The following is a 26,529-nucleotide window of genomic DNA, read 5'->3' as shown; positions in this document are numbered from 1 at the left end:
TTTTCCTTTTTCATAGACACTCACGCTTGATCCGCCCGAGGGTCGATCCAGCGGTTGATCAAATCGACAGTCAGGTTCACCACCACGTAAACAGCGGCGGCGAGCAAGGTCACACCCAACACCATGGGCACGTCTTTGTTGCTGGTGGCGTCAAGCATCAAGCGGCCAATGCCCTGGCGTGCGAACAGCAGTTCGATGACCACTGCGCCACCCAGCAGGCTGGCAAAAATGAACCCGGCCAGCGTCACTAAAGGCACCAGTGCATGACGCAGGGCATGGCGCAGGCGCACGGCGGTTTCGGACAGTCCACGGGCACGGGCCATCGCGATAAAGGGCTGTTCGAGGGTGTCTTCCAGGGACTGGCGCAACAGTTGGGTGAGCACCGCCGCCACTGGCAATGCCAGCGCTACCGAAGGCAATATCAGCGAACGCCAGCCCACGGACCCGGACGGTGGCAACCAGTGCCAATGAAACGAAAACACCAACAGCAGCACGATGCCGATCACGAATGAAGGTGCGGACGAAATAACCAGCTCGCTGCCTGACGCGAACGAGCGAACCCATCGCGAACGGTTGGCGGTCAGGATCGCGCAGACCAGCGCCAGCACCACCGCCAACAACGCTGCGCTGACGGACAATTGCAGGGTCGCGCCGATCTGTTCGCCGATCGCCTGCGACACCGGAATGCGCAAGCGATACGACTCGCCCAGGTCGGCGTGAGCCAGGCGCAGCAAGTAATGGCCGTATTGCACGATCAATGGCTGATCCAGTCCGTACTCGGCACGCACCCTGGCCAGCAACTCCGGCGTCGGCAAGGCATCCGGGCCACCGAGGATCGCCAGCGCGGTGTCGCCACCACTGAAGTTCACCGCCAGAAACGTCAGGGTGGCGGCCCCCCACAACACACCAATGCCCGCCAACAGACGCCAGGCAATACGTTTGAGCAGGTTCATGGTTGCCCCCGGTCCAGCCAGACGCTGGTGAAAAACGGAACGTTGTGGGACGTGTCGAAAATCACGCCTTTGACCTGACGCCCATACGCGGTCAGTACCTGGCTTTCGACCGAAGGCACGGCGGGCACTGTTTCAACCAGACGCTGTTGCGCCTTGCTGTAAAGCGCCTGCAGCTCCACCGGATCGCGAGAGCGACGCGCGGCGCTGAGGACGCGATCCAGTTCATCGTCGCGAAAACGCCCGGCGTTCTGGCCGATCAGTTTCGCCGTGCTGATTGACTGGCTGTGGTAGAGCACGAACAAACCATCAGGCGTGTTGGTGTGCCAGTAACCCGCGGCCAAGGCCTGAAACTTGCCCGCATAGCGCCGCTCTGTGACGCGGGTCAGGGGCAGCATTTCAATGGGCATGTCGAAGCCGACTTTTTTCAGATCGGCCTGTATGGCCACCGACACGCTGGCGGGAAAGGCCGGATTGTCATAGGTCAGTAAGGTCGCTTTGAGACGCTGACCGTCTTTGGTCCTGTACCCCTGAGCATCGCGTCCGGTCCATCCCGCGTCGTCGAGCAAGGCGTTGGCGGCACTGGTGTCATACGCCAGGGCGTCGTTGTGGGGTTGATAGAAGCGCGTGTTGGCGGCGAGGAAATCAGCCTTGCTCAGGAACTCGCCGAAACCGGAAATCCAGGCCAGGCCTTCGCGATCAATTGCCCGGGCCACTGCGCGACGTATCCGCACGTCATCAAAGGGAGGCTGCTCGACGTTGAACGTCATGCTGCGACTCGGGTTGCCTTTGCGAATACGGCTGCGCATCATCAGTTCAGGGTTGGCGCGAATTGCAGCCGCGTTCTGCGCCGGCGCATCCAGGGCGAAATCCGATTGCCCGGATTCCAGCGCGGTGAAGCGGATCATCGCTTCGGGCACATAACTGAGTTCGATACGGTCCAGGTAGGCCTCACCGACGTGGCGCGTGACCGCCGGCGCCCAGTGATAGCCGGGGCGTTTTACAAAGACAGCGCCCTGATCCCGGGTGTAGCTCTGGAGCAGGAACGGGCCGCTGCCGACGGGGTGTTCGGCAATGGTTTTCGGCGCTTCACGGATCTGCTTCGGCGAGATCATCCCTAGCCAGGACTGGGCCAGCACATCCAGAAACGGTGTATAGGGCTCACGCAGGTGCGCTTCGAAGGTGTACTCATCAACGACCTTGCCGTCCAGGTAAGGCGCGATGTACGCCGCTGCCAATGGCGACTTGGTCGCCGGATCACGCATGTGTTCCAGGTTGGTTTGCAGCGCGGCGGCGTTGAATTTTTCGCCATCGCTGAACGTCACGTCATCGCGCAGGTGAAAGGTGTAGGTCTTGCCGTCTTCGGAGATCTCCCAGGAACGCGCCAGCCACGGGCTGATGTTGCCATGCTCGTCCTGATACACCAGGCAGTCGAACAGGATTCGGCCCAGCCATTGAATGTTGCCGTTGGACAAGGCGTGGATGTCGAAACTGCCGGCGTCCGAGGCTGCCGAGACTTTCAGGGTTCCACCGCTGCGACCGGGTGACGACTCGTGAAAATCCGCCGCCGGGTAGGAAATGATTCCATTGTTCACGGTCCCGTCAGCCTGCGGCGCGCCGGGCTGGGGAGCCGATGTGGGCGAGCAGGCGTTTATCGCGAGGGATAAAACGATAAGGCCCGAGAGTTTGAAGACTGTTCTCAATGACGCGTCCTTAATAGAATTCAGCAAACACCTGAAGTTGTAAGTGTGTATGCACTGAACATGCCATGGACTAATAAGCGTCGAGACTGGATTATTAATAGCCGAATGCTGCAGAGGTTGTTACTTGCGCAAGGCCTTTTGTTCTGTGGTGTTTAGTCGATTTATTATTCGAACCCCTGGGCCTTTATTAATGACAAACACTTATATCGATATGCATTTATTGCCAGCCAGTAACTGCCGGTTATTTCGCAATCTGTCCATTCACTGTTGCGCCAGAAACAGCTGACAGCCCTGTAGGAGCACAGCTTGCTCGCGATGAGGTCGTATCAGTCAACATCGATATTGAATATCGGTCCGCCATCACCAGCAAGTTGTGCGCCTACCGGGATGTGCAGGGGATCGCCAACTGTTGCCACACCAACAGCGGTTCAAATAAAAGATCATTGCGCAGCAACGTTATCGCTGCACTGCAAGCCATTAAACAGCGAATTTCAACCAACAATTCCATTGGCACAGTTACTGCTTAGAGCCAATCAAGCATGACTATACGAATAGAAAGCTCAGACGAATTTATCTATTCATTGGGGATTAAGCTTGATGCGTTCAGTATTCCGGGGAGCGTTACAAAAGTTACCGCAGGCCATCCGACAGGCCACCCGATTGACAACAGTAGGACTCGGTTCTGCGTTGTTGCTCTCAGGTGTCGTACGTGCGGATGACACATCAACCACAACAACCGGTTCATCGAAATCGGTCGAGCCACAGCTTCAGACGGTCACGGTAAAGGGGCAGCAGATCACACCGGTGGAGGCCGCAAAAAGTCAGCTGGATGAAGTACCGGGCGGCACCAGCATTGTCGACAGCGAGCAAGTGTCCAAAGGACGGACCGCGACGCTGCAAGACACCCTCGCCTATCAGCCGGGTGTGTTCGTGCAATCCACTGGCGGCAATGACGCGGCGAAGATTTCCATTCGCGGCTCGGGTGCCAACACCTCGCCGGGTTACTTCCGCGAGGGCATCAAATTTCTGTTCAACGGTTTGCCCATCACCGGTCCCGGCGGCACGCCTTACGAGTTTCTGAACGGCTCCGGGGTGAATTACACCGAAATCTTGCGCGGTGCCAACGCCTTCCAGTACGGGGCCTTGAGCCTGGGCGGCGCGATCAACTTCGTCAACCAGACTGGCTACACCGCGCCGGGTCTGCGCCTGCGCGCTGAGACTGGCAGCTATGGCTACAACAAACAGAGCGCCAGTTTTGGTGGCGTCGAGGGTGCCTTCGACTACTACGTCAACGCCGACAATTACCGCAGCGATGGATTCCGCGACTACAGCCTCTCGAAAAGCCAAGGGGTGGTCGCCAACTTCGGCTACAAGTTCAGCCCAAAACTGGAAACCCAGCTGATGCTGCGTTACCGCGACGAGTACCACAACGACCCAAGCGCCACCACGCTGGATCAGGTCAAGCACCACAGCGATCGCGCCAGTGCAACCGCCGCATCCAGCGGTGCCGGCAGCCGTCGTCCGGGCAGCGTCTGGGCCGGCAGCAAAACCACCTACACGTTCGACGACGACGCCACCTTGTCGGTGGGTTTGTCCTACTACGAGTACGCTCACAACAACAGCCCGAACAGCCCCAGTAACCCGAGCTATTGGGACTGGCATGACCTCAGCGCCGTGATCAATTACGACCGCACGGATCAATGGTTCGGCCATGAAAGCCGCTCGAGTGTGGCCTTCACTTCCACCGAGCATCTGAAGGGCGAAGTCAATTCCACGTTCGCCAACAAACAGACCCGCAAATTCGTGGATTATGGCTCCTCGTTCGATCACGTGTTCTCGCTGGGCAATGACCTGGAACTGGTCGATGACCTGTGGCTGACCACCGGCCTGTCGGCCATCAACGTCCGTCGTCACGCCAACGTGAAGGAATCGCTGGTGCCCAACACCACCGCGTTCCCCACCGATGTGACTTACGACAACTGGAGCCTGGCGCCACGCATCGGCGTGCGGTACCAGTTCAATCCGAACCTGCAGGTGTTTGCCAACGTCAGCCGCTCGGTGGATCCACCGGCGTCCTGGGAGTATTCGGGTTCCGGTCCGACCGCGCCATACGTGCGTCCGTTGGTTGAGCAGAAAGCCAATACGGTGGAAGTCGGCATCAAGGGTTCCGAAGGCATTTTCGATGGCAGCCTGGCGCTCTATCGATCGTGGGTTAAGAACGAATTGCTGAACGTTCAGCTGATCCCCGCTACCTCGACCGCCGCGGCGGTGACCGGCGCCTTCAACGCGACGCCAACGATCCACCAAGGCATTGAAGCCGGGTTGAATACGCGTTTGTGGGAAAGCGACAGCGGCGAGCAGGTCTCGTGGCGCCAGGTGTACACCTACAACGACTTCTACTACCGTCATGACCCGACCTTCGGTGACAACCAACTGCCGGGCATCCCCAAACATGTGTATCAGGGTGAAGTTCAGTACGAGCACCCGACAGGTTTCTACACCGGTGTGAACGTGCAGTCCGCGTCCCGCACGGCGGTCGATTACGCCAACAGTTTCTACGCGCCCTCCTACACTATTTTTGGCGCGAACGTGGGTTACGAGACCCCCAACAAAGACTGGAAGGTGTCGCTTGATCTGAAGAACCTGGCGAACAAAAAATACGTCACCGCGGTCCAACCGCTGTATGACGCCAAAGGCCAGGACACTGCGGCGTTGTATCCGGGTGACGGGATTGGCGCGTACGTGGCGGTAGAAATGCGTTATTGAATTGCAGCCGGTGACGGCTAATCGAGCTGTCGATGACCATTGAAATACAGGCAGCCTGACCTGGCGCAGGCTGCCCTTGTGACCCACATCGGAGATTCATCGAGAGAGGCAAGACGTGACGCAGAACATCTATGACACCCCCGAATTTTTTGAGGGTTACAGCCAACTGCCCCGTTCCGTTGAAGGACTCGCAGGCGCGCCTGAATGGCCGAGCTTGCGTGAGCTACTACCGCAAATGGCCGGGCAAAAAGTCGTGGACCTTGGATGCGGCTACGGCTGGTTCAGTGACTGGGCCGCCGAACAGGGCGCTGCCAGCGTGACCGGCCTGGACGTCTCGCAGAAGATGCTGGAGCGTGCCGAGACCCGGCATCATCACCCGCGTATCACTTACCGTCAGGCTGACCTCGAACACCTTGAACTTGAGCCATCCAGCCTGACCCTCGCCTACAGTTCGCTGACCTTCCACTACATCACTGACCTGGCGGCACTGCTGCGCACGGTGTATCAAGCACTGGTGCCGGGAGGAAAACTGGTGTTCTCGATCGAGCACCCGATCTTCATGGCCTCGCTGCACCCCGACTGGATTGTCGACGAACACAAAGGCAAAACATGGCCCGTGGACCACTACCAGGTCGAGGGCCCGCGCTCGACCAACTGGCTGAGCAACAATGTGATCAAGCAGCATCGTACCCTGGGCACGCTGTTGAATCTGTTGATCGACACGGGATTCAGGCTCGACCACATCAACGAATGGGGACCCTCAGCCGAGGACCTCGTTGCCCGCCCCGCCCTGGCCGATGAGGTGCATCGCCCCATGATGTTGATCGTCGCCGTCAGTCGATAAGCGCCACCTAGACGGTCCAAAGGTCTCAGCGACCCTCTGGCATCGACTGGATCCAATCGCCCGACACCGACGAAGTAACCTGCTACCCTCAGGGAATGGATGATCTTGATATAGGGGAATGTATGAGCGACATACCTAAGCATGGTTGGACATGGGCGTACCGAAAGCTTCGTGGCCTGCACTGCTCTCGCCTCACTGCTTTCTATCGAGCCACCTTGTATTCAGTGCGCGGCGACACGGGAACGCTCACCAGTGCGGATAACTGGCAGAAAATACGCTTGCGGCGTTGATTGAACGGCGCAGACACAACTCACTAATACGACAAAGCCCTGACATTTCAGGGCTTTGTGGTTTTCAGAATTTGAGTGTTGATACCGTTCGTCCGCTGGCCCGCACCTATGGCCCGTTCATCCTTCCAATGTTGTGTTAACCACTCGCAAGGAAGATTCAACATGATGAACAGAAAAATTGCGGTACTTACGCTTGCAGGCATCATGTCGGCCTGCTCGCTTCACGCCTTTGCGGCGGGCGAAACGACCACTGGATCGCCCTCTGCGGATGGCACCAGCCAGACCCGTGATCCAGCGCCCAAAGCCACTAATGCGGATCCGGACGCTGCTTCCCTGCCACAAGGCGCGGATGGCGGCACTACCGACAGCGGCCCTACACCTGCCGGTTCGAAAGCCGGTGGTGCTGACAAGGCGGGTGGCGGGAGCAGCAGCGGTGGCAGTGGCGGTAGCTGATACGCCTGGTTAGTGGATACACAGATAGCAAATGTGGGAGCTAGCCTGCTAGCGATAGCGGCTGAACAGTCAACATCACTTTTGATTGACAGTCCGCCATCGCTAGCAGGCTAGCTCCCACAGGTTTGCTACTATTCCGGCAAACGCATCAACAACACTTAGGCCCAGCCTTACTCCCGTACCTCGCCTCCTGGCGTTCCCGGAAGAACATCTCGTAATCCATCACCGGCTTGTCCGGGTGTTTGCTCTGCATATGCTCAACGTAGTTATCGTAGTCAGGCATACCCACCATCAAGCGCGCAGCCTGCCCCAGGTATTTACCGAGGCGGCTCAAGTCATTGAACATGTGCCCTCCTCACTCAAGCCTCTGGCAGCGCCTGAAACGGTGCTTCTTTATCCGTGCGCTCTTTCGTACCCCAGGCGGCAATACCGACTTTCAGTGCAAAGAACAGGATGCTGAACACCACGAGCAGGAACATCGCCGTCAACGTAGCGTTGGTGTAAGCGTTGTAGATCACGTGCTGCATCTGGTTGATGTCCTTGGCCGGAGCCAGGATCTGACCATTGGCCAGCGCATCGCTGTACTTCTTGGCCAATGCCAGGAAACCAATCGCCGGGTTGGCGTCGAACAGCTTGATGAAACCGGCCGTGGTGGTGCAGATCAGCAGCCAGACGGCGGGCAGCATGGTCACCCAGACGTAGCGTTGACGTTTCATTTTGATCAGCACGACCGTCGCCAGCATCAGCGCGATACCCGCCAGCATCTGGTTGGAGATACCGAACAGCGGCCACAAGGTGTTGATGCCGCCCAATGGGTCGATCACGCCTTGATACAGCAGGTAGCCCCACATCGCCACGCAACCGGCGGTGGCGATCAGGTTGGCAGTCCAGGATTCGGTGCGTTTCAGCGCCGGCACAAACGAGCCGAGCAAGTCCTGCAGCATGAAGCGCCCGGCACGGGTACCGGCGTCCACCGCTGTCAAAATAAACAACGCTTCAAACAAAATCGCGAAGTGGTACCAGAACGCCATGGTGTTTTCACCCGGCAGCAACTGGTGCAGGATTTGCGCGATGCCCACAGCCAGGGTCGGCGCACCACCGGCACGGGCCAGAATGGTGGTTTCACCGATATCCCGGGCCACCGCTTCCAGCGCGTCCGGCGTGATCGCAAAGCCCCAGCTGCTAACCGTCTGCGCAACCGTCACAGCATCGGAACCGACGATCGCCGCCGGGCTGTTCATGGCGAAGTAAACACCCGGCTCGATCACCGAAGCAGCAACCATCGCCATGATGGCCACGAAGGATTCCATCAGCATGCCGCCGTAACCGATGTAACGGGCATGCCCTTCGCTGGCCAGCAACTTCGGCGTAGTACCGGAAGCAATCAGCGCATGGAAACCCGACACCGCGCCGCAGGCGATGGTGATAAACAGGAACGGGAACAGACCGCCTTTCCACACCGGGCCAGTGCCGTCGATGAACTGGGTCAGGGCTGGCATTTTCAGGTCTGGCATGGTCACCAGGATGCCGATCGCCAGGGCCATGATGGTGCCGATTTTCAGGAAGGTCGACAGGTAGTCACGGGGTGCCAGGATCAGCCACACCGGCAGCACCGCGGCGACAAACCCGTAACCAATCAGCATCCAGGTGATCTGGATCCCGGTGAAGGTAAACGCCTTGGCCCACACCGGATCAGCGGCGATCTGCCCGCCCAGCCAGATCGAACCCAGCAGCAGCAACACGCCCACCACCGAAATCTCGCCAATGCGGCCCGGGCGGATGTAGCGCATGTAGATGCCCATGAGCATCGCGATCGGCACGGTCGCCATCACGGTGAACATGCCCCACGGGCTCTCGGCCAGGGCCTTGACCACGATCAGCGCCAGTACCGCGAGGATGATGATCATGATCAGGAAGCAGCCAAACAGCGCGATGGTGCCAGGAATGCGGCCCATTTCCTCACGGACCATATCGCCCAATGAGCGACCGTTGCGGCGGGTGGAGAGGAACAGCACCATGAAGTCCTGAACCGCACCGGCCAGCACCACGCCGGCGATCAGCCACAGCGTGCCGGGCAGATAGCCCATTTGTGCCGCCAACACCGGACCGACCAAAGGCCCCGCGCCAGCGATGGCAGCGAAGTGGTGACCGAAGAGGACGTGCTTGTTGGTCGGTACGAAGTCCAGACCATCGTTGTTGAGCACCGCGGGGGTGGCCCGATTGGGGTCGAGCTGCATCACCTTGTTGGCGATGAACAGGCTGTAATAGCGATAAGCGACGAGGTAGATAGCGACTGCTGCGACTACGATCCACAGGGCGTTGATGGCTTCGCCGCGGCGCAGGGCCACGACACTCAGCGCGAACGCTCCCAGGACAGCCACGGCAAACCAGGCGAGGTGTTTAGCCAGACGGGGCATTGTGTGTCTCCTGCCGACAGCTCGTGGCCGCGGCGGTAATTTTTATAATTGTGTCCGCTGTGCGGAGCTGGCCCAATATCCCCGCATGCCGTCCACAAATAAATCCGCAGAACTACGTACAACCGGCCTACGTAGTTCTACGTAGACACCCCCGTTTACAGGCCCAGACACACACCCCCTGTAGGAGTGAGCCTGCTCGCGATGGCGGTGTGTCATGCAACATCAATGTCTTCTGATACGCCGCCATCGCGAGCAGGCTCACTCCTGCAAGGGGTTATGTTTCAGATCGCAGACATCGCCGCCACAAGTCATTCCGTCCAGCAGCGCTACAGAACCCGCGTATCTTTGGCATATGATGCCGGGCCCTCGCTTTCCCCCTCGGCCCGGACAGGAGCCCAGATGCAGCTCAAACACAAAATCGTCGCGCTCGGCATCCTGCCGCTGGTCCTGGCCATCGCGGTCATCTGTGCGCTGGTGATTTCCCTGAACCGCCAACTCGGTGACCAGCAGGCGCAGCTCATCGAAGACAGCATTCTGGCGAGCAAGCGCGCGGAGCTTAAAAACTACGTGGAAATGGCGCAAAGCCTGATCGCCCCGCTCTACGACGACGGCCACGGCGACGCCCACGCGCAGCAACAAGTACTGGAAGAATTGCGCAAACTCAGCTTCGGCATCAACGGCTACTTCTTCGTCTATGACCGCGAGGGCCGCAGCCTGATGCACGCGCGCCAGTCGGAACTGGTCGGCCAATACCTGTGGGACATGAAAGACCCACACGGCCTGCCGGTGATTCAGGCCTTGCTGAAAAGTGCCGAATCCGGCGAGGGTTTCCAGCGCTATGCCTGGAACAAACCCTCATCCGGACAAGTCACCGACAAGCTCGCCTACGTGGTGATGCTCGACCGTTGGGGCTGGATGCTCGGCACCGGCATCTACCTGGAAGACGTCGAACGCGCCACCCAGCAAGCCCGTGACGAGGTCGCCCAGGGCATCCGCAAAACCATGCTGGCCATCGCCGCCGTCGCCCTCGTCGCGGTGCTGTTCGTCTTCGCCAGCGGCATGACACTCAACGTCAGCGAACACCGACTGGCCGACAAGAAACTCCAGCGCCTGACCCAGCGCATCGTCAGCCTGCAAGAAGAAGAACGCTCCAGGGTTTCCCGCGAGTTGCACGACGGCATCAGCCAGGTGCTGGTCTCGATCAAGTTCCAGTTCGAGCTGGCCAGCCATGTGCTGGAGAACGGTCAGGACAAAGGCTTGAGCATCCTGCGAGAAGCCACCGAACGCCTCGGCGATGCCATTGGCGAAGTCCGCAGCCTGTCCCACGACCTGCGCTCATCCTTGCTCGACACCCTCGGCCTGCCCGCCGCCATCGGCCAGCTCGCCGCCGAATTCGAGCAACGCAGCGGCCTGAAAGTGACCTACAACGACAACGAATTCGACTGTGATCTGGTCGACGGCGCCGCGGTCTCGCTGTTTCGCATCGTGCAAGAAGGCCTGACCAACATCGAACGCCATGCCCAGGCGAAAAACGTAGCGATTACCCTGCACGGCTCAAAAGAAGGCGTACGCCTGAGCGTGGTCGATGACGGCATCGGCTTCAACGTCGCCCAGGTCGAACGTCGCCAAACCGGCATCGGCCTGCGTAACATCCGCGAACGCGTCGAACATTTTGGTGGCCAATTCGCCCTGATATCGACACCGGGAAGAAGCCAGCTGGACGTGCTGCTGCCAATGAAACCCACCGGCGCCACACGCTGACCGCCCGCCCAACAACAAGAGTAAAAGCCGCGATGAACCTGCCCTCCCCGATCCGCGTCGCCCTGGTCGACGATCACTCCCTGGTCCGCGACGGCATCAAAGCCCTGCTCTCGGTCATGGCACCGCTGGAAGTAGTGGGCGAAGCCGAGAACGGCGCAGACGCAATCGACATGGTCGGCCGCTGCCAGCCAGATCTGGTACTGGTCGACATCGGCCTCAAAGACATGAACGGCCTGGAACTCACCCGGCTGCTGCGCAACCGCTACCCGACGCTCAAAGTGCTGGTGCTGAGCATGTACGACAATCATGAATACGTCAGCGAATCCGTCCGCGCCGGTGCCAGCGGCTACGTCCTCAAGAACTCACCGTCCCGGGAAATCATCGCGGCCATCGAAGCCATCGCCAACGGCGGATCGTTCTACAGCGCGGAAATTGCCCAACGGCTGATCGCTGATAAAAGCACCGACACTGAGCTGACACCTCGGGAAAGTCAGGTGCTGTACAAAATGGCCCAGGGGTTGAACAACAAGGAAATGGCGCGGGAACTGGATATCAGCGTGCGGACTGTTGAGACCCATCGATTGAGTATTCGTCGAAAGCTGAATATCGATAAACCGGCGGCGTTGGTGAAGTATGCGATTGATCATGGGATTATTTCGCGTTAAGCCTGGCGACTCGTCCATCCCCCGTTGGAACGACCTTGCCCGGGAGGCGTTCCGACGAGGTTGTTCGCGGCAAGCAGCGAACTGCTTTCATTCTCGTTAAAATCACGTCAATTATAGATTTCAAAAATGGCATCGCCCAAATCATAGTTGCCCAATACCTTCTTGGCTTCGATAGAAACAACTAACCTGTGGTCACTAGCGATACCAAAATCTGAGAGACCTGCGTCACCCTCAACCTTTAACCAAGAAAAATTCGGCAGAACCACCGAGGGTTGCATCTCGTAAAACGCATCAGATTTGGTAATCAGTACTTCACCCAGGGTGAATCCAGTGAGCTTTCGCTTTATAATTTCCAACGCCACAGATTCAGTCACTATAAAACACGGAAACGATTCCAGCAGTTCGCCGCCCAACCAACCATAAAATTTATATTCCAGCCTGGATACTGTCGGGGGATGGGATGCGCTATCCATTATAGTGCCTTCACCCAATCCACCTGCGATTTCTGGCTCGATAATATAAAACACGACAACACCTTAGCTTCGGCCTGGAGACGTTGGCAATACGTGCACTAACGCTCATTTTTATTAAAGTCTTATGACAAACAAATCACCTACTACTCAGCAACTCCACGCTCAAGCCCCTCTTGATCCAGCAAGTGCGAAAAGAAACTGGCATAGCTAAACCAGTAATCCGGCGGATTCTCATAAGCCATCAAACTTATATTCATCGCGTCCGCACTGTCACACCAGATAACAGCGGGCTCGCCACAGACATTTAATACGATAAGGCTTTCTGAAGGTTCTGCCAACACAATAAATTCTGGCGCCAGGTCGATCGCCTGCCTCAACCTAAATGTTTCGCGCACGATGTTTGTTGCGTCACCATCAATACCAACATCGTGATGACTTATCCCCCCTAACAAGCCACCGCTGTAAAATTTTGCTATCGCCACAAAGTCGGATGGAAGCTTGACACCTAATAAATTTTCAATAGAGAGCAAGACATCTGGCTGACACCCTTCGCCGCCATGAATTTTTGTATACCTTGCTTCCAAACTATTGATATCTAGCATTTTTAAATTATTAACTCCTTACTTAATGGCAAGCTACATATGACCATTCTGATTGACCAATGTTAAGCTCAAGCCCCTACATGAAGCCTAATAGATTGAGACGCAAATACTTCACAATCGTTCGCCTATCAAATCCACCATAAAATGCAATAGACCATCAAACGTATCAAACTCTTCGAATACATTATCAAACGCTTGCTTATCTCGAACCTGATACTTTTTTCTTATGATATCAAAAACGTACTCATCTTGATCACTTTCACCAAAAATGAGAAATTTGCTCATAAACCCAAGATCTCGGGCCATTACGTTCTGCTCTACAAATGAATGACTAAACCCATCACTATCCAAAAATTTATGAGGCCGGCTTGAATATAAAAATACCGCTCGAAACCAAGCCATCATACGACTTAAGAAACGCTACATATTGATCAGGCACATTTTCCGAAAATTCAATTTTGGCCCTTGAACCGAGAGCTACAATGTCCTCTTCTCGCGCAGGACCACCAAGAAACATATCAGCTTCATCCAATTGGCTCCGCAAAAAAATTATCTTACGCTCAATTTCCTGGTTCATTGCTTAATTTCACCCATATCTAACTCCCAACTCGACATATTTCGGATAGCTAAACTGGCAACTTCACCGCCTTGCCACTTCTAAAACTCAAATAACGACCAACTTATTCTCAAAATAACCTATAGGCCAATGGCCTTTACCATACAGAGCCACAATCCTTGCCCAATGATCACCTAAACCGTAATACTGTTCAGACACATACTGCCTAAAGGCAAAACACACACCATTTCTTGCTGCAACGCTAAAATCATGCGGAGCACATCGGAACTTGCTTTTATCAAAATTGTTCGTCGCGGCCAAAACTGCCTTATTAATTTTCATGCGCATCGCGACAAGATCGGATGATGGTTTGGGTAGATTATAAAAAGGATCTGGCTGACATGGGGCTGAAGGCAACCATTTAACATCATTATAGAGCCCCTCAAACGCTTGCACCGAAGGCTCCACGAAAGCTTCTCTGACGGTGCCTATATATATTAATGTGCTGTCTTTCTTTTCGCTGACACCCAAGCTCGAAAAGAAATTAAATTTCCTTATTTTTATAATCTCTTCATCCACATCAATCATATTGAAATCTCGTAATGTAACAGTCGGCAGAGGCTCAGCATTTGCTCAATTTGGCTGTTAATACGCGCCCCAGCCCGATGGTATATCTGGGCCGCGGTACGAGACAACTTCTATTTCAGTCCCGACTGATGGTTGCAGCTCCACCCACACTCATGATTACCAGATCGAGAAACTCACGAAAGCTTCCAGATATAAAAAACAAATTACCACTTCCATTTTGCTCTGGAATATCAAACTGGTTTTTTGAATTCGACTCATGGAGATGCGTGCGGTCCCAATAGTAAACACCCTGACTTCCGGCTTTCCCAATGATCACGTAAGGGTTTCCCCCTCCATCCTCGCCTATAACGACCGCTTCTTCTACAAAATCCAATTCATCAACAAACTCTTTATTAAAACTGATTAAATCATTGCAATCCTCTCCTGGTAAAAGCCCAAAAAGTTGATCAAAGCTGATAGTTCCTTCGTCAACAGCGCTTAGCTGAATCTGCGCATATTCAGGCGCTGTCATAAAGCAGCCATTCGCTGCTATTAAAAACGCCCTATAATCATCTGGGAAGGTCCGCTTGATTTCTGATTCAATCAGATCAATCTCAACAGGTTTTAAACCTGTCTTGTATACCAGCGACATTTCGATCCTTATTTAAATTAGTAGCAATCTTGTTTGCTTTCAGTAGTGAATATCCAGCAAGCAAAGTCGTACTGCAACGCCACGTGCGCTATCCAACTTGTTTTCAGCCAGCGTCGCTACCTGACTGGGGGCGCTGCAATCTACTCGACGGGGCCAGCCGAGCGTCTATCAAAAATAAGTTCATGAATAAACTGAAAACTCTCAGACAATTGAAAAAACCCTATCCTCGGTGGTAGCAGCGAGAGAAATACTCGACAGACTTCCAACGGGCTTAAACTCAAACTCGTAACCTAGCGATACGAACGGATAGTTCAACCCTTTAAAACCTTTAATACTCAACGCATAAAACCCGCTCACCACGTCCAAGTAATCATTATTCCCCAAACCATCAGCACACACAGCTCTATAATTCATAAAAAAAACTTCATCCCAATCCTTCAGCGCATTTAAATCTGCGACCACAACAAGATCTGAAACCACTTTGAGGGGAATGTCCGAATAACAAAATACTTCTTTCGCACCTTTAAAATTTGAATCATCACCTGCCCCCTTCAGAAAGAAGCTGTACTCTGTTTGCGGGACCTGATAAATAGGAACAACCACCCCACTTTCCACTGCGCACCTTCCAACTTTTTCATTATTCAAAAAAAAATCGAACAGATCGTGGGATTGAATGGCGTTACTAATCACGAAATCATTCAGTGCAACTGGATCGAAAACAACTATACCTGACTCAAATAATTCGATCTTCGCTGTAGTTTTCACCGTACCTCCTGCCGCCTTGAAATTGGGCTTAACAATGTCATATTCAGTATTCCATGCACTGCGAACTCTTTGCAATTATTCCAGGCTTCAACTATTAATGCATTCAGTTACCCGTATATATTTTCTTGCTGCGCTTTACCTACAAAAATATCCATGAGATCGCCTTGAATCTCCACGCCATCATACAAAACAGTAAAATCACCCTCCAATTCACCAGGAAAATGCACACCATCTAGCGTGCCCAGCACAACTGAAGCACTATCGGCGATAATAACTTTAAAAAAATCTATAATATTAGCTCTGTCTGGCTCACTCAACTTAGCCAAAGCCTCTCTGGCTTTAGCAAAAGGATCACCATCATTATTAGCCACCCGACTCAAGGACTCTCTATAATACTCAAAATTTTTATCCAGCAACTCATGAAATAACGCCACCACTACTTTATTATCGACCCGCATAAATACTCCTTAGTAAGCCAGCGAATTACTACTCATGATTGTTCGCATGTCGAACATTCACATTTTCTCCCCCAGGAATCTAACAGCTAACTATCTAGTTGTCTCTTCACTTCTATATCAGCCGCGTCCAAAATACCAACCATTATTTCAATGTCAATCTCCCACGTCTTGAGTTGAAGATTATCGGAATACCGCTCACCAAAAGGAATCTCATAAAATTTTGCACATAACATCTCTTCCAAGATGATATTTAGAATCAAGCGTATTGTCGAAGACCTTTGTTTATAATGTCCTTCGAAAAGCTCTAGCTCTACAATCGGTCTACCGTTTATCCAAGAATCCTTCAGCAATTGCAAAGAAACTCCTAAAGCTTTATGTAACCTCAGGAGCGCTTTGGCATCGGGCGATGGCTCGCAAATCACAATAGCTAAAACCGACATAGGCCCACACTCAAAAATTTAAAAATGAAACCGGGGAGAGATACTTGCCATGACACCCAGTTTTGGCACGATTGCGCACCGAGGCGAATGCTTGATACTTACTAGATGCAATGATCTCGGTCCCGACGAAACCTATCCAGTTCATAAGCAACACAGCACATTCAATACACGAAAGAAAGAAAGAAAGAAGCTAAATCTGTATTAAATTCGGTCTTTCAAAAAAGTCATCGTTTTCAATGTAGTACATAGTTGCTACCAGGTACGCCTGTAAGTCCGGCTTACTCGGGCTCCGATCGACTACAGACTTGATATCCATAAAAATTGGGCACTCAATAAATGTCTGCTTGGACTTTTCAAAATAAATCTCTTCTATATCATCTTCCGCCACATAAAAAATGGCTGATCTCAAAGCTTCGTACGATGCCCTGTCGACCTGAGTGTTAACAAACACCCATCCTACGATAGGTAATTTATCTATATTAGCCAACAGACCGGCAAACCCTATGAGTTCTTTCATGCTGTCCTCTAATTATCGACAGGTACTGCTGCCACCTGCATTAGCAAATCTTTTGCTTTCAGCGCTTTTGCCGCGCCTTTTTAACCAGTCCGTTCAACCTCCCTAAAACTAAGCCCGTTAAGACCGTTCGATTCAACAGCATCCTTGAAAACTTGACTGACATACAGCACCTGCGGACGTTCAGAAACTCGGAATATTTCGCCCCTGTAGTTTCTGGGCATTTTTAATACGGCCTTATAAACTACGTAACCGTCCTCGCCCTTATCATAATCATAATCAGATTCTTCACAATCGAATACATCTAATAGCAACTCAGCAACATATAACGCCACGTCATCCGCACGTGGTCCGGATATGTTAACGCGAGGGAAAACTTGCAAAAATCCAAGTTCTTCGTAGGCTTTTGCCGACACGACCAGGACAGGTCTGAAAAATGTATAAAAATCAGAAAGCGCTACTTTTTTTTTATCATCAGGGTTGTATACGACGCGATACTCGCGATTATCAGACTCCAAGCTGCTGCTACCGAACGCTAGCTTTGTAGCGAAGTCATGCAGACCTTCACCATGATCTGCATCAATCAGAGTTTTATACTTGTCATCTTGCGTAATCGAATAAATCATCATACATCACCCAAATAAATCGGGACCGTTACACGGGCTGCAGGTAAAGCATTACGTTTACCAGCAGTGAATTTCAAACACCCACTCACTTCACAGCCTTATCGAATCTTCAAACTGATTACTTCGTTTTTCTGACGGAGAGAAAGCCAATTCTAAAACACTTCCTGTTTTTTTATATTTCATCAAATAGCTCCCCGGTTTGAAATTCAATACGGCCCCTTGAATAGCGTCAGTTCCGTCAGGCTCCAGATCGCCGCCAGTAGTATCTTCTCCTGCGCCAACAAACACCTGTCCCGAAGGGAAGCCAAGATACAACGCTCCAAAGCCCCGAACTAAGTCGTCGACAATAGCTATTCTATAACTACCGTCCTGCCCCATCCCCAAAAAAGCTATATTTCCGTCATTTATTTCTTGAATTTCATCTTTTACAATACTCCACCAGTCCGGCGAATCTGAAACCCTGTGTCTTATTGCCGCAAGATCAAATACCGCGACAGTAGCAGTGCCAGTATTTATTGAAATAACTTCCATTAGCCTGTTTTACCTTGTGAGGAGCATTGTCATTACGAAATTTTAGCCAAGGCTTTTTCAACTTTCTGGTGCTATATACATCTCCCCCCTACCGTTTCACGGCCCCATCCAAGCAGTCGCGTTTGAAGCATGGCTGTAATGATTATGCCCTCAAACTGTATCGGATCCTGCGTAATAAACTGCCCCCCTTCCCCCGGATCGTAATACCGAAACGTATTGTAGTGCAGCCCTGTCTCGTCGTCGAAATACTGCCCCTGAAACCAAAATCCGGCATTCAGCCGCAACTGCTGGTGGAGCTCGCCTGCAACTCGATCCACCGCCGTCACCAGTACGACCCCGCCGGTGAACTGACCCGCACCCTCGACAAATTGCGCGGCGAGATCACGTACGACTACGAAGCCAATGGTCAGTTGAACGACCGCGACGCAGGCTGTAGACGCTCAGCAATGACGGCGAGAATAGGCTGGTCAAAGCCGAGACGTTGGTGAATGGCAAGCTGGGAAGCAGCGGTGCCTATCGCTACGACAGCCTGGGACGACGGGTGGCCAAGGTGTAAGTGGTCAACGAAGCATTTCCTGTGGCAAGGCTTGCGGATGTTGCACGAGGAAGCGCTGGGGCGAAGCAGTCTGCACCTCTACGAGCCGGGCAGCTACGCACCGCTGCGAGAGCGTTTCCGCCGACAGGGCTGAGGCGAATTGCCGGGCTTTGCGGCCCATGGCGTCGCAGCCGAAACAACTGGTGAGTTTGCCTTGGGTGCGCAGCACCTCGCGGTGCAGGTCATCGCGCTCCATGTCGCTGATGAGCTGGCCGTCGAGGTTGAGTTGGTGCAGGTGGCCACTGCCGTAGTACAGGTGGTTCAGATGCTGGCCGGTGGGCAAAGTCAGGGTGGTCAGGTTACTCAGTGGGTCGTAGTCGTAGGACAGAACGCCTTGGGATGTGGTCTCTTTGATCAGGCGGCCCAGCAAGTCGTAGGAGAATTCGAGTGTTTCTTCGTTGCCGCCGAGCTTCTTGCCATTGGCAGTAGGCAGGCGCGCGATGGACAGCAAGCTATCGGCGTCGTCGTAGGTGTAATCCTGACGGGCGTCGGCGTTGAGTTTGGCCAGAAGTCGGCCGATGGCACCTTGTTCGAATTCGTTCTGACGTTGTGGGCGTTCGGTACGTTCGCCGTAGCCGACTTCGTTGACTCGCGTCAGATGCCCGCCCAGGTTGTAGCTGAACTGGCGAGTCAGTTGTCGGCGTTTTTCTTCGACCAGACGGTCGGAGGCGTCGTAGACAAACTGATTGGCCGCGTTGTTTTCGTCGTACGAAGTCTAATATTTCATCAGCACCATACTTGGTTAAAAACCACAGTTCACGTCACCACCAACTAGCCCGTCGATAAAAGCAGCACAGTGAATAAACTAAACGTACATAATTTCGTTAGAGTCAGAGTTCTCGAGAAAAATAGACATCCAAGTATCCATAACAGCCCAAACATTTACATTTTTATCTGGAGACTCTGGTTTTTCATGCCACCAAATATAACCTTCATCAGCCGAGGATTTCAGTTCAACAGCTAAATAGTCACCAGCACCGCTTGAAAAAAAGCCAACTAAGCTAGGCAAGGTTGGTATAACCTCATCGCACAGATCCTCTATGCACACAAAGTCTTCTGCGCGCGACGGCCCCATAGTGCAACCGATATAAAATCCAAAGCCATCATGTAAAGTGCAATAAAAACGCTTCAAGTCGTCACTCAAACAGGCAAGCTTTCCACTCCACTCGCCATCATCTTTAATCGGTACACCGCCGATATAAAAACTAAGCTCATCATCCTCACGATAAACATACAGCAAATAAGGCTTATCACTAACAGCCAAAAAGGTTCCTAAAACACACGTATCTAGCCAAGCGGTCACCCACGGCAGGTGATTTACAAAGAGATCCCACGTAGCGGGAATACGAGAATTTTTACCATCAACAAAGCCAAAGTTTCCCCAAGCAACAGGAAAGTCAATATTTGCAGGAACGCTTTCAGGAGAAAAGTATATAGTGTAGCCTTCAAGTTCTGCACCGATTTTTTTCTTTAGGTCATCAATATTTTTCATCTAACACGCACCCACTGATAATCAGTCAAAAAATCGGTAATTTGGAATAAGATTACTGCACAACTTTGTTTTCGCACGCTACAGCCCAACGAAATTTTAAATTTTCGCTACCAGCTGTTTGGGTCACCGAAGCAGTGTGCAAACCAGCGACGTCAAGTCACCAGCATCGCATATATGCTCAACTCATCACAAACTCGTCCAAATGGGCTTTTAATACATCTTTGGACATAGCAGTCTCCTCCTCCCTGTTCAGGATAAGAATAAATTCGCTTTTTGCAGGAGATAAAATCTCTACAACCTCTCCCTTATAGTTTTCCAACTCAATAAAGCCGTTAGAAACACCTTCAAGATTGTCAACCTCTTGAAGCAGAGTTGAATATTTGACCAGGACACGAGCTTCGTCGGCGCCTGCGCCAGTTTTAGGATTGTCAAAATAGACGCTAACTTTAGGACGGATCGTGCGTTTCCAATCGAGAACAGGCACAAAATCTACACGCATACTCATAAACTCTTCGACGCTTTCCTCGCCAGAAAACTCACAACGGAAAATGGGAACACACCAATAGAGATCATCAAGATCCATACCTGCATCTTTCATAGCCCCATGGTGATTTTGTGGAAAAACAATTATATGGGTAAACAAACTAGAAGAGTGTTCACCAGCGGCGATCGAGAATATCGCCGGTTTATCCATTAAGGACAGGACAGGAACTGAGTCAACAATAATTTCCGCCAATGCATCATCGATAAAGTCTTGAGAGATAACTAGCAATTTAGAATTATCTCCTCGCGCTCTTAACCAATAGTTAATTACATATGTTTTGGTTTCTAGCTGAAAGAAAAACATATCATAACTTTTAGCTACCACATCACCATACTTATCTTCAAGAAAACTCTTAATATCCATAAGCCCTACATCACTCATAATTTAAACCCACAATCTACCACCCCACCTCCGGATCATGAAGGGGATTGCCGGGCCGTTAAGTTACCGGCACTTCGATCTCATTCGAGGAACCTCCATCGGTCGAGGAGATGCAATAGAGGATCGTAAACTGCTTGGACGAGCCGTATTTCAACGCTCTACCATCAGGGCAGCGCCGCAACGAAGAAAGGATCGCGCCTATGTTTATCGTCTATAAGAAGGCGTACTCAACGGCATTGGCAGCGGGTTAGCAATGACCCAGCATACTGCCAGTTCACGGAGGCGATCGCTGTGCTCGGCAGCATCGGTACCGTTTTTCATTGCAGCAGCGAGCGTGCGGGCTTCGGCCAGATCAAGGTCACTTAAGGGAACGGCACTGCCCATATGCCCTACAAGCGCATTTAGCATTTTTTTGAAATCGGCGTCCCAGTTGGCCGAGCCGTTATCGTTGATCTCTATCGAGATACGACCACTGATGCGGATGACTTCACCTTGCGCCGTCGTTGCTGCTCCAGAAGATGGGACCAGCAGTTCCCACAATTGCTGATGCTGGGCAGGCCAGTCAGTCTCTGTCACGACTATCGCAGCCTGACCGTCATGGGTATTGCGCGCGGCAACTGGAGTGACATTTAAAAGGCGATAGAGAGTGGCAAGGGCTGCATCGGTTGCCACTAGGTAATCAGGGTTGAAGCCGGCCCGGTGAAATTCGAATTCACGGCCGATACGCTGCACCTCCGAGCGCATAGCGTCATCGACTTGCGAGCCTGCCTCTAACAAGATCTGAGTGACTTTCGCAGTGGCCTCAATGTCGGCGTTGGACGTCGTGAGCAGTGTGAGGTGTAACTGGCTGTATCCCTGCCGACTTCTAGCTGTTGTATTGGCGCCTCGGCGGATCAGGGCAGCGAGTGCATCAGCCTTGTGACTCTTGATCGCCGCATGCAGCGGTGTGTCGCCCTGATAATCCTGAGCCTCGATCTCGGCCCCTAGATCCAGCAGCAGATCGACACCTCCTTTCCCGCTCGAACTACGATGGTGCAAGGCCGTTCGCTGATACTGGTCACGGGCATCAACGTCTGCGCCCTGCTCCACCAGCCACCGGACCAGATCATCCGGGCAATTATAAAAACCAAGCGCGGTGCTTTTGCTGTAACCACCAGTGGCTTCGAGCTCGCACACATCGAACACTGCGATCAAGTCGGCAAACGGAGCGTGCTCCAGCAGTTGATCGAAATCCTTTGGAAGTGTCTTTCTTTTACGCTTACTCATAGAGGCAGTCATCATCCTGATAAAGAGGTTTTTCATCATAGAACCACTAGGTTACACGTACACGCTACTCTTCCCCGAAGGCTCGTCCAGCAACGTCTGCAGCCCAGCCACAGAAAATGCTTCTGCTCCGTGACCCCGTTGACCTGCGACACCTTGGCAACACGACGTCCCAAGCTGTCATAACGATAAGCCCCGGTACTTTCCAGCTTGCCGCCCACCAACGTCTCAGCCTTAACCAACCGATTTTCACAGTCGTAACTGAACGTCTGCAGCCGGCTCATCCCGCTGCGCTTTTCAATCAGGTTGCCCCAAGCATCGTAGGTATATTCCTGATCCCGCCACTGTCAGGCGACCCAGCGGGTTGTCGTAATGCAGGTGCACACGAATGCCGCCGGTGGCGCTGATGTCGGTCAGCGTGCCGTCGACCGTGCGGGTGAAATGCAGGAAGTGACCGAGCGCATTTTCGAGGCGTTGTAGCGGGACGTTGATGTTGTCGTTAGTACTTCGGCGAAGTTGAACGAAATATTGTTGTATGTTGCGGAAGATGATTGCTATAAAGCCATGCCAATTAACTCTACCAACGCATGCAAAGGCCGCAATGAAAGCAGGGATAACAGGTGGCTGAGACAAGGTCGGCAACCACCTGCTTTACACATTTTAAAAGAGCTTAGAAAAAATTCGGAAAACTATAAACATGAAGCAAGCTATCTAATCGAAAATGCACAACCCACCCTACTACCAATCACCGCGCCATGCCTCAGCAAACTCACTAGCTCTAGTTAAACCTACCAATTCTCCCAATCGATAAATAACATCCAGCAATGACTCCCGCTCCACTGTTTCAATGTCTTCCTCGAAAGAATTTAGCCTGACTATGCAACGTTTAAACATGGGAAGCGCGCCTTTACCGAAGCTTGAGTATGGCAAAGCTTCTAGATTTAGCACCAACTCAAACATTACCGGTCTGACTTTATCCAAAAACTCCTCATCCCCATCCAGAAAATCGAGCTGCTGATATAAAACCGCTGTTTCTGTAGCATCCACGGGAAAACTCCTTGAGAATGGTCAACGGGACGGTTGCGGAGGTTTAATATCAGGAAATAGAAAAACCTTAGACTCATCCCAGTTCACACCAGTTTCATGGTAGACCTTTAGCCTTTTTAATATTTTCTCAGGATTTCCGACCATGCCGCACAATTCATGGTTATAAATTATGTCTAAATCGTTCTCAAGCGTCAGTGACGCCTTAATGAGGTCAGCGCCAATATTAGAATACCCCTCAGAAAGATCAATAAGGTTTGCTCCCATACTCCCTGCCGCACCAAAAATGGCAGATAACATACGCTTCTTAACTGGACGGCTATTTGGCACTACGGCGTCACCAACTCGACTTGAAAATATCCCTTTGATATTCTTCGTAGACACAAATATACAAAATAATATCTCAGATGAATTTAAATCAACACCAGTCCAATCCTCATCTGACCTAAACACATCGAAGACTTCTAGGAGGTGATTAACTCTCATTTGTGCCAGAGTAAATAACCCCTCTTCAACCTGAATACTTAGCACTGCCCCTTCTTCCCACTTCAAGTTTCTCAACATGCCACCCCTTTTGCTCCGCTAGTTCTGGTACCGCTCGCCTGATGACTATCAGCAGCCGTGAGATATCGATTTCTGTTTGGGTTATTTTTACCTACAGGATTTTGCTTGTTCGATGTACCGTCCAGACCACCTCGCTCCTCAAATATCCGCTGCTCGAGGCCTCGTGCGGTGTCTTTACCGGCTTGCCCATCACCAACAAATATAGCCTCCGGAGCAACATCGAAATGAGCAGTACTAGAATATCTATATTCCAATACATCTTGAGCCGCGTGTCCTAAACCTGGTTTGCTCGCATATCCGATGTAAGGCTTACCATTTTTTATCCCCTCGTAGGTAATGTGGGTAGCATTGGCAGGATTACCAGCCCACCCTAGCGGATCGAGCCATCCCAAAGGATTTACGGCATATTGGTACAGGTTGGCGCCACCGAGAATACTTATAGGATCCTGCGTTATAAACCGCCCCACACCCGGATCGTAATACCGAAAAGTATTGTAGTGCAGCCCCGTCTCATCATCGAAATACTGCCCCTGAGACCGCAGATTCTGCTCGACTATGTTGACGTCCAGACGCTCCACCGCACCCCACGCCTTGTACGTCGCCTGCCAGACAATCTGCCCCTCTTGGTCAGTCATCTCCAGCGGCGTACCAATCTGGTCGGTATGGAAGTAGTAAAGCGTCTGCTCCCCACCCTCTTCCTGGTCCACCCGAGCAAGTGGCGCATAACTCCCCGGCTCATACACATACAGGCTACTCTGCCCCGGCGTTTCCTCACGCAACATGCGCAAGCCCTGCCACAGAAAATGCTTCTGTTCAGTGACCCCATTAATCTCCGACACCTTGGCGACACGACGTCCCAAGCTGTCATAACGATAAGCCCCGGTACTTTCCAGCTTACCGCCGACCAAGGTCTCAGCCTTAACCAACCGATTCTCGCAGTCATAGCTGAACGTCTGCAGCCGGCTCATCCCACTACGCTTTTCAATCAGGTTGCCCCAGGCATCGTAGGCATATTCCTGATCCCGCCACTGCTTGATCCGATTGTCCTTTACGTGATCAAACTGACTGGTGTTGAAGTTCAGCCGGTTCGCCGCCGCGTCGTATCGGAACTCTTCACTGTCCACCAACTTGCCGGTGTCACGGCTGTGCAACTGGCCGTTGGCTTCGTACTCGTACTTGATCTCGCCGCGCAGTTTGTCGAGGGTGCGAATGAGTTCGCCGGCAGGATCGTATTGGTGACGGCGGTGAATCGGGTTGTAGGCGTGCTCCACCAGCAGCTCGGGTTGAATACCTGGATTGAGAATCTGCGACAGTTTCTCCGCCGGCAACGTCGAGGCGAATTGCCAGGCTTTGCGGCCCATGGCGTCGTAGCCGAAACAACTGGTGAGTTTGCCTTGGGTGCGTAACACCTCGCGGTGCAGGTCATCGCGCTCCATGTCGCTGATGAGCTGGCCGTCGAGGTTGAGTTGGTGCAGGTGGCCGCTGCCGTAGTACAGGTGGTTCAGGTGCTGGCCGGTGGGCAGGGTCAGCGTGGTCAGGTTGCTCAGCGGATCGTAGTCGTAGGACTAGTCGTAGGACAGCGCGCCTTGGGGTGTGGTCTCTTTGATGAGACGGCCCAGCAGGTCGTAGGAGAATTCCAGTGTTTCTTCGCTGACCCCGAGTTTCTTGCCGTTAGCGGTCGGCAGGCGCTCAATGGACAGCAAGCGGTCTGCGTCGTCGTAGGTGTAGTCCTGGCGCGCGTCGGCGTTGAGTTTGGCCAGCAGTCGACCGATGGAATCGCGTTCGAATTCGGTCTGTCGTTGTGGTCGTTCGGCGCGTTCGCCGTAGCCGATTTCGTCGACCCGTGTCAGGTGCCCGCCGAGGTTGTAGCTGAACTGGCGAGTCAGGTTGCCGACCATCCGCCCACTGCGCGCTCGATGGCCGGCCCTACGACGTACCGACTGGCGACTTCCCCGGCGACGAAACCGGCGGTGAATTTCAGCACGCAGTGCATGACCGCTTTCATACCGGCCTGGGTCCCCGCCTTGGTCAGTTGGGCGGTAATTCCCGCAAAATTTATCTACGAAAAATCGAATATTTTTGACCCGCGAAGCCTACTACACTGAAAGATACTCGGCATTCAAATGATGTCTTATGGGAATCACAGCTCATCTATCGACTTTCTAACTGACTCACAAAAAAACTCTTCAAAACTGTTAGCAACCTTAACTTTCTCCCCACTTCGTTTAAAGGAAAGCTCAGTAATAACTACTGCTGCTTCGCCATCCGCGTCGCAACTAGAGGTATCAATAGAATAAATAGGGCCGTAGCCTGTAGACTTGACTACAATCATCGCTTCATCCGCATCTCCGTTATCTCTCGCAGTTTTTGTAGCAAACAAAACGCTAGGGACAGCTGTAGCAAATACGCCACTTTTAGTTATTCCATAATAAGTATCCCCGGCGAATGACATGGCACCGAACTTTTTAAGAAACAACTTGTATGACATAGGAAACTTTACTCCCAGCGCCGCTTCAAATTCAGCAATCAGGGCATCGCTCGCCGCACCCGCACACGCAGGATCGTCGCCAGAGGCATAAATTTCTGCTTCAATTGCATCAATATAATTCATAT

At 52.6% G+C, this 26,529-nt stretch carries 28 protein-coding genes and 4 pseudogenes; 7 read left to right on the top strand and 25 right to left on the bottom strand.

Annotation, left to right across the window (positions count from 1 at the left end; all coding sequences use genetic code 11):
• Positions 1 to 20: 20 nt before the first annotated feature.
• Complete coding sequence (locus ACA063_RS12385; protein ID WP_497666089.1) at positions 21 to 953, bottom strand: ABC transporter permease; 933 nt, start codon at positions 951 to 953, stop codon at positions 21 to 23.
• The gene (locus tag ACA063_RS12380) at positions 950 to 2,545 is read right to left on the bottom strand and encodes an ABC transporter substrate-binding protein (RefSeq protein ID WP_497666088.1); all 1,596 of its coding nucleotides are present in this window, start codon (positions 2,543 to 2,545) and stop codon (positions 950 to 952) included. The genes ACA063_RS12385 and ACA063_RS12380 overlap by 4 nt, the downstream gene beginning before the upstream one ends.
• Positions 2,546 to 3,250: 705 nt before the next feature.
• Between ACA063_RS12380 and ACA063_RS12375 the strand changes: the two genes are divergently transcribed.
• The 3 genes from ACA063_RS12375 (at position 3,251) to ACA063_RS12365 (ending at position 7,006) form a co-directional block, all read left to right on the top strand.
• Positions 3,251 to 5,419 (top strand): TonB-dependent receptor family protein, encoded by a 2,169-nt coding sequence (locus ACA063_RS12375; RefSeq protein ID WP_497666087.1) that lies wholly within the window; start codon positions 3,251 to 3,253, stop codon positions 5,417 to 5,419.
• Positions 5,420 to 5,534: 115 nt separating this feature from the next.
• Entirely contained in the window at positions 5,535 to 6,263 is a 729-nt protein-coding gene (locus ACA063_RS12370) for a class I SAM-dependent methyltransferase (protein ID WP_497666086.1), read from the top strand.
• A 452-nt stretch (positions 6,264 to 6,715) separates the two neighbouring features.
• Complete coding sequence (locus ACA063_RS12365; protein ID WP_497666085.1) at positions 6,716 to 7,006, top strand: hypothetical protein; 291 nt, start codon at positions 6,716 to 6,718, stop codon at positions 7,004 to 7,006.
• A gap of 148 nt (positions 7,007 to 7,154) precedes the next feature.
• Here ACA063_RS12365 and ACA063_RS12360 read toward each other — a convergent pair whose 3' ends face one another.
• Together ACA063_RS12360 and ACA063_RS12355 are read right to left on the bottom strand one after the other, a co-directional pair.
• Positions 7,155 to 7,352 (bottom strand): YbdD/YjiX family protein, encoded by a 198-nt coding sequence (locus ACA063_RS12360; RefSeq protein ID WP_059406027.1) that lies wholly within the window; start codon positions 7,350 to 7,352, stop codon positions 7,155 to 7,157.
• Between the two features lie 13 nt (positions 7,353 to 7,365).
• The gene (locus tag ACA063_RS12355; protein ID WP_497666084.1) at positions 7,366 to 9,423 is read right to left on the bottom strand and encodes a carbon starvation CstA family protein; all 2,058 of its coding nucleotides are present in this window, start codon (positions 9,421 to 9,423) and stop codon (positions 7,366 to 7,368) included.
• A gap of 399 nt (positions 9,424 to 9,822) precedes the next feature.
• Between ACA063_RS12355 and ACA063_RS12350 the strand changes: the two genes are divergently transcribed.
• On the top strand, positions 9,823 to 11,184 hold the full coding sequence (locus tag ACA063_RS12350; RefSeq protein ID WP_497666083.1) for a cache domain-containing protein: 1,362 nt from the start codon (positions 9,823 to 9,825) through the stop codon (positions 11,182 to 11,184).
• A 32-nt stretch (positions 11,185 to 11,216) separates the two neighbouring features.
• Positions 11,217 to 11,849, top strand: a complete 633-nt coding sequence (locus tag ACA063_RS12345; protein WP_194693681.1) for a response regulator — start codon at positions 11,217 to 11,219, stop codon at positions 11,847 to 11,849.
• A gap of 107 nt (positions 11,850 to 11,956) precedes the next feature.
• Here the strand turns inward: ACA063_RS12345 and ACA063_RS12340 are convergent, their stop codons facing one another.
• The 11 genes from ACA063_RS12340 to ACA063_RS12290 all read right to left on the bottom strand — a co-directional run bounded on the left by ACA063_RS12340 (position 11,957) and on the right by ACA063_RS12290 (position 18,033).
• Entirely contained in the window at positions 11,957 to 12,376 is a 420-nt protein-coding gene (locus ACA063_RS12340; protein WP_497666082.1) for a hypothetical protein, read from the bottom strand.
• Positions 12,377 to 12,465: 89 nt separating this feature from the next.
• Positions 12,466 to 12,924: an SMI1/KNR4 family protein gene (locus ACA063_RS12335; RefSeq protein WP_497666081.1), complete on the bottom strand. Its 459-nt coding sequence runs from the start codon at positions 12,922 to 12,924 to the stop codon at positions 12,466 to 12,468.
• 111 nt (positions 12,925 to 13,035) lie between these two features.
• Positions 13,036 to 13,326: a YrhA family protein gene (locus ACA063_RS12330; RefSeq protein ID WP_497666080.1), complete on the bottom strand. Its 291-nt coding sequence runs from the start codon at positions 13,324 to 13,326 to the stop codon at positions 13,036 to 13,038.
• 262 nt (positions 13,327 to 13,588) lie between these two features.
• On the bottom strand, positions 13,589 to 14,068 hold the full coding sequence (locus tag ACA063_RS12325) for a hypothetical protein (protein WP_497666079.1): 480 nt from the start codon (positions 14,066 to 14,068) through the stop codon (positions 13,589 to 13,591).
• A 115-nt stretch (positions 14,069 to 14,183) separates the two neighbouring features.
• Positions 14,184 to 14,699 (bottom strand): SMI1/KNR4 family protein, encoded by a 516-nt coding sequence (locus ACA063_RS12320; protein WP_497666078.1) that lies wholly within the window; start codon positions 14,697 to 14,699, stop codon positions 14,184 to 14,186.
• A gap of 201 nt (positions 14,700 to 14,900) precedes the next feature.
• Entirely contained in the window at positions 14,901 to 15,464 is a 564-nt protein-coding gene (locus tag ACA063_RS12315) for a hypothetical protein (RefSeq protein WP_497666077.1), read from the bottom strand.
• 107 nt (positions 15,465 to 15,571) lie between these two features.
• Positions 15,572 to 15,922: a hypothetical protein gene (locus tag ACA063_RS12310; RefSeq protein WP_497666076.1), complete on the bottom strand. Its 351-nt coding sequence runs from the start codon at positions 15,920 to 15,922 to the stop codon at positions 15,572 to 15,574.
• Between the two features lie 86 nt (positions 15,923 to 16,008).
• The gene (locus ACA063_RS12305; RefSeq protein WP_497666075.1) at positions 16,009 to 16,362 is read right to left on the bottom strand and encodes a hypothetical protein; all 354 of its coding nucleotides are present in this window, start codon (positions 16,360 to 16,362) and stop codon (positions 16,009 to 16,011) included.
• 190 nt (positions 16,363 to 16,552) lie between these two features.
• Positions 16,553 to 16,879 (bottom strand): hypothetical protein, encoded by a 327-nt coding sequence (locus ACA063_RS12300; RefSeq protein ID WP_497666074.1) that lies wholly within the window; start codon positions 16,877 to 16,879, stop codon positions 16,553 to 16,555.
• 80 nt (positions 16,880 to 16,959) lie between these two features.
• Positions 16,960 to 17,502 carry an imm11 family protein gene (locus ACA063_RS12295; protein ID WP_497666073.1) on the bottom strand — a complete coding sequence of 181 codons (543 nt, stop codon included), beginning with the start codon at positions 17,500 to 17,502 and terminating at the stop codon, positions 16,960 to 16,962.
• Positions 17,503 to 17,592: 90 nt separating this feature from the next.
• Entirely contained in the window at positions 17,593 to 18,033 is a 441-nt protein-coding gene (locus ACA063_RS12290) for a DUF6386 family protein (RefSeq protein ID WP_497666072.1), read from the bottom strand.
• Between the two features lie 272 nt (positions 18,034 to 18,305).
• On the opposite strand from ACA063_RS12290, the pseudogene ACA063_RS12285 reads away from it, so the two are divergent.
• Positions 18,306 to 18,695: pseudogene (locus ACA063_RS12285) on the top strand (type IV secretion protein Rhs); the annotation flags it as partial.
• Here ACA063_RS12285 and ACA063_RS12280 read toward each other — a convergent pair.
• Positions 18,693 to 19,136, bottom strand: a pseudogene (locus tag ACA063_RS12280) (RHS repeat domain-containing protein); the annotation flags it as partial. The pseudogenes ACA063_RS12285 and ACA063_RS12280 overlap by 3 nt on opposite strands.
• Positions 19,137 to 19,154: 18 nt before the next feature.
• Here ACA063_RS12280 and ACA063_RS12275 point away from each other — a divergent pair.
• Positions 19,155 to 19,403, top strand: a complete 249-nt coding sequence (locus ACA063_RS12275; RefSeq protein WP_497666608.1) for a hypothetical protein — start codon at positions 19,155 to 19,157, stop codon at positions 19,401 to 19,403.
• A 30-nt stretch (positions 19,404 to 19,433) separates the two neighbouring features.
• On the opposite strand, the gene ACA063_RS12270 is transcribed toward ACA063_RS12275, so the two are convergent.
• The 9 genes and pseudogenes from ACA063_RS12270 to ACA063_RS12230 all read right to left on the bottom strand — a co-directional run bounded on the left by ACA063_RS12270 (position 19,434) and on the right by ACA063_RS12230 (position 26,527).
• A complete protein-coding gene (locus tag ACA063_RS12270) occupies positions 19,434 to 20,120 on the bottom strand; it encodes a hypothetical protein (RefSeq protein ID WP_497666071.1) in 687 nt (228 codons plus the stop codon).
• A gap of 178 nt (positions 20,121 to 20,298) precedes the next feature.
• On the bottom strand, positions 20,299 to 21,045 hold the full coding sequence (locus tag ACA063_RS12265; protein WP_497666070.1) for a hypothetical protein: 747 nt from the start codon (positions 21,043 to 21,045) through the stop codon (positions 20,299 to 20,301).
• Positions 21,046 to 21,249: 204 nt separating this feature from the next.
• The gene (locus ACA063_RS12260; protein WP_497666069.1) at positions 21,250 to 22,311 is read right to left on the bottom strand and encodes an ankyrin repeat domain-containing protein; all 1,062 of its coding nucleotides are present in this window, start codon (positions 22,309 to 22,311) and stop codon (positions 21,250 to 21,252) included.
• Positions 22,312 to 22,365: 54 nt separating this feature from the next.
• Positions 22,366 to 22,655, bottom strand: a pseudogene (locus ACA063_RS12255) (hypothetical protein); the annotation flags it as partial.
• Between the two features lie 391 nt (positions 22,656 to 23,046).
• Positions 23,047 to 23,355: a hypothetical protein gene (locus ACA063_RS12250; RefSeq protein ID WP_497666068.1), complete on the bottom strand. Its 309-nt coding sequence runs from the start codon at positions 23,353 to 23,355 to the stop codon at positions 23,047 to 23,049.
• A gap of 21 nt (positions 23,356 to 23,376) precedes the next feature.
• Complete coding sequence (locus tag ACA063_RS12245; protein ID WP_497666067.1) at positions 23,377 to 23,916, bottom strand: DUF8309 domain-containing protein; 540 nt, start codon at positions 23,914 to 23,916, stop codon at positions 23,377 to 23,379.
• A 362-nt stretch (positions 23,917 to 24,278) separates the two neighbouring features.
• Positions 24,279 to 25,811 (bottom strand): annotated as a pseudogene (locus ACA063_RS12240) (RHS repeat-associated core domain-containing protein); the annotation flags it as partial.
• Positions 25,799 to 25,921, bottom strand: coding sequence for a hypothetical protein (locus ACA063_RS12235; protein WP_497666066.1), 123 nt, complete (start codon positions 25,919 to 25,921; stop codon positions 25,799 to 25,801). The pseudogene ACA063_RS12240 and the gene ACA063_RS12235, both read right to left, overlap by 13 nt.
• Positions 25,922 to 26,056: 135 nt before the next feature.
• Positions 26,057 to 26,527 (bottom strand): SMI1/KNR4 family protein, encoded by a 471-nt coding sequence (locus ACA063_RS12230; RefSeq protein WP_497666065.1) that lies wholly within the window; start codon positions 26,525 to 26,527, stop codon positions 26,057 to 26,059.
• Positions 26,528 to 26,529: the final 2 nt, after the last annotated feature.

Source organism: Pseudomonas sp. LBUM1643, from assembly GCF_059716215.1.
Note: the sequence above shows the minus strand (reverse complement) of the source record. Positions and strands in the feature narration are given on the sequence as shown.

Coding starts and splice junctions, on each gene's coding strand:
- ACA063_RS12360 (WP_059406027.1), bottom strand. CDS start 7,352: ATGTTCAATGACTTGAGCCGCCTCGGTAAATACCTGGGGCAGGCTGCG.
- ACA063_RS12265 (WP_497666070.1), bottom strand. CDS start 21,045: ATGAGTGATGTAGGGCTTATGGATATTAAGAGTTTTCTTGAAGATAAG.
- ACA063_RS12320 (WP_497666078.1), bottom strand. CDS start 14,699: ATGTCGCTGGTATACAAGACAGGTTTAAAACCTGTTGAGATTGATCTG.
- ACA063_RS12385 (WP_497666089.1), bottom strand. CDS start 953: ATGAACCTGCTCAAACGTATTGCCTGGCGTCTGTTGGCGGGCATTGGT.
- ACA063_RS12330 (WP_497666080.1), bottom strand. CDS start 13,326: ATGGCTTGGTTTCGAGCGGTATTTTTATATTCAAGCCGGCCTCATAAA.
- ACA063_RS12350 (WP_497666083.1), top strand. CDS start 9,823: ATGCAGCTCAAACACAAAATCGTCGCGCTCGGCATCCTGCCGCTGGTC.
- ACA063_RS12245 (WP_497666067.1), bottom strand. CDS start 23,916: ATGTTGAGAAACTTGAAGTGGGAAGAAGGGGCAGTGCTAAGTATTCAG.
- ACA063_RS12300 (WP_497666074.1), bottom strand. CDS start 16,879: ATGAAAGAACTCATAGGGTTTGCCGGTCTGTTGGCTAATATAGATAAA.
- ACA063_RS12305 (WP_497666075.1), bottom strand. CDS start 16,362: ATGTCGGTTTTAGCTATTGTGATTTGCGAGCCATCGCCCGATGCCAAA.
- ACA063_RS12230 (WP_497666065.1), bottom strand. CDS start 26,527: ATGAATTATATTGATGCAATTGAAGCAGAAATTTATGCCTCTGGCGAC.
- ACA063_RS12260 (WP_497666069.1), bottom strand. CDS start 22,311: ATGAGTAAGCGTAAAAGAAAGACACTTCCAAAGGATTTCGATCAACTG.
- ACA063_RS12355 (WP_497666084.1), bottom strand. CDS start 9,423: ATGCCCCGTCTGGCTAAACACCTCGCCTGGTTTGCCGTGGCTGTCCTG.
- ACA063_RS12365 (WP_497666085.1), top strand. CDS start 6,716: ATGATGAACAGAAAAATTGCGGTACTTACGCTTGCAGGCATCATGTCG.
- ACA063_RS12295 (WP_497666073.1), bottom strand. CDS start 17,502: ATGATTTATTCGATTACGCAAGATGACAAGTATAAAACTCTGATTGAT.
- ACA063_RS12335 (WP_497666081.1), bottom strand. CDS start 12,924: ATGCTAGATATCAATAGTTTGGAAGCAAGGTATACAAAAATTCATGGC.
- ACA063_RS12235 (WP_497666066.1), bottom strand. CDS start 25,921: ATGAAAGCGGTCATGCACTGCGTGCTGAAATTCACCGCCGGTTTCGTC.
- ACA063_RS12290 (WP_497666072.1), bottom strand. CDS start 18,033: ATGGAAGTTATTTCAATAAATACTGGCACTGCTACTGTCGCGGTATTT.
- ACA063_RS12375 (WP_497666087.1), top strand. CDS start 3,251: ATGCGTTCAGTATTCCGGGGAGCGTTACAAAAGTTACCGCAGGCCATC.
- ACA063_RS12325 (WP_497666079.1), bottom strand. CDS start 14,068: ATGATTGATGTGGATGAAGAGATTATAAAAATAAGGAAATTTAATTTC.
- ACA063_RS12270 (WP_497666071.1), bottom strand. CDS start 20,120: ATGAAAAATATTGATGACCTAAAGAAAAAAATCGGTGCAGAACTTGAA.
- ACA063_RS12345 (WP_194693681.1), top strand. CDS start 11,217: ATGAACCTGCCCTCCCCGATCCGCGTCGCCCTGGTCGACGATCACTCC.
- ACA063_RS12310 (WP_497666076.1), bottom strand. CDS start 15,922: ATGCGGGTCGATAATAAAGTAGTGGTGGCGTTATTTCATGAGTTGCTG.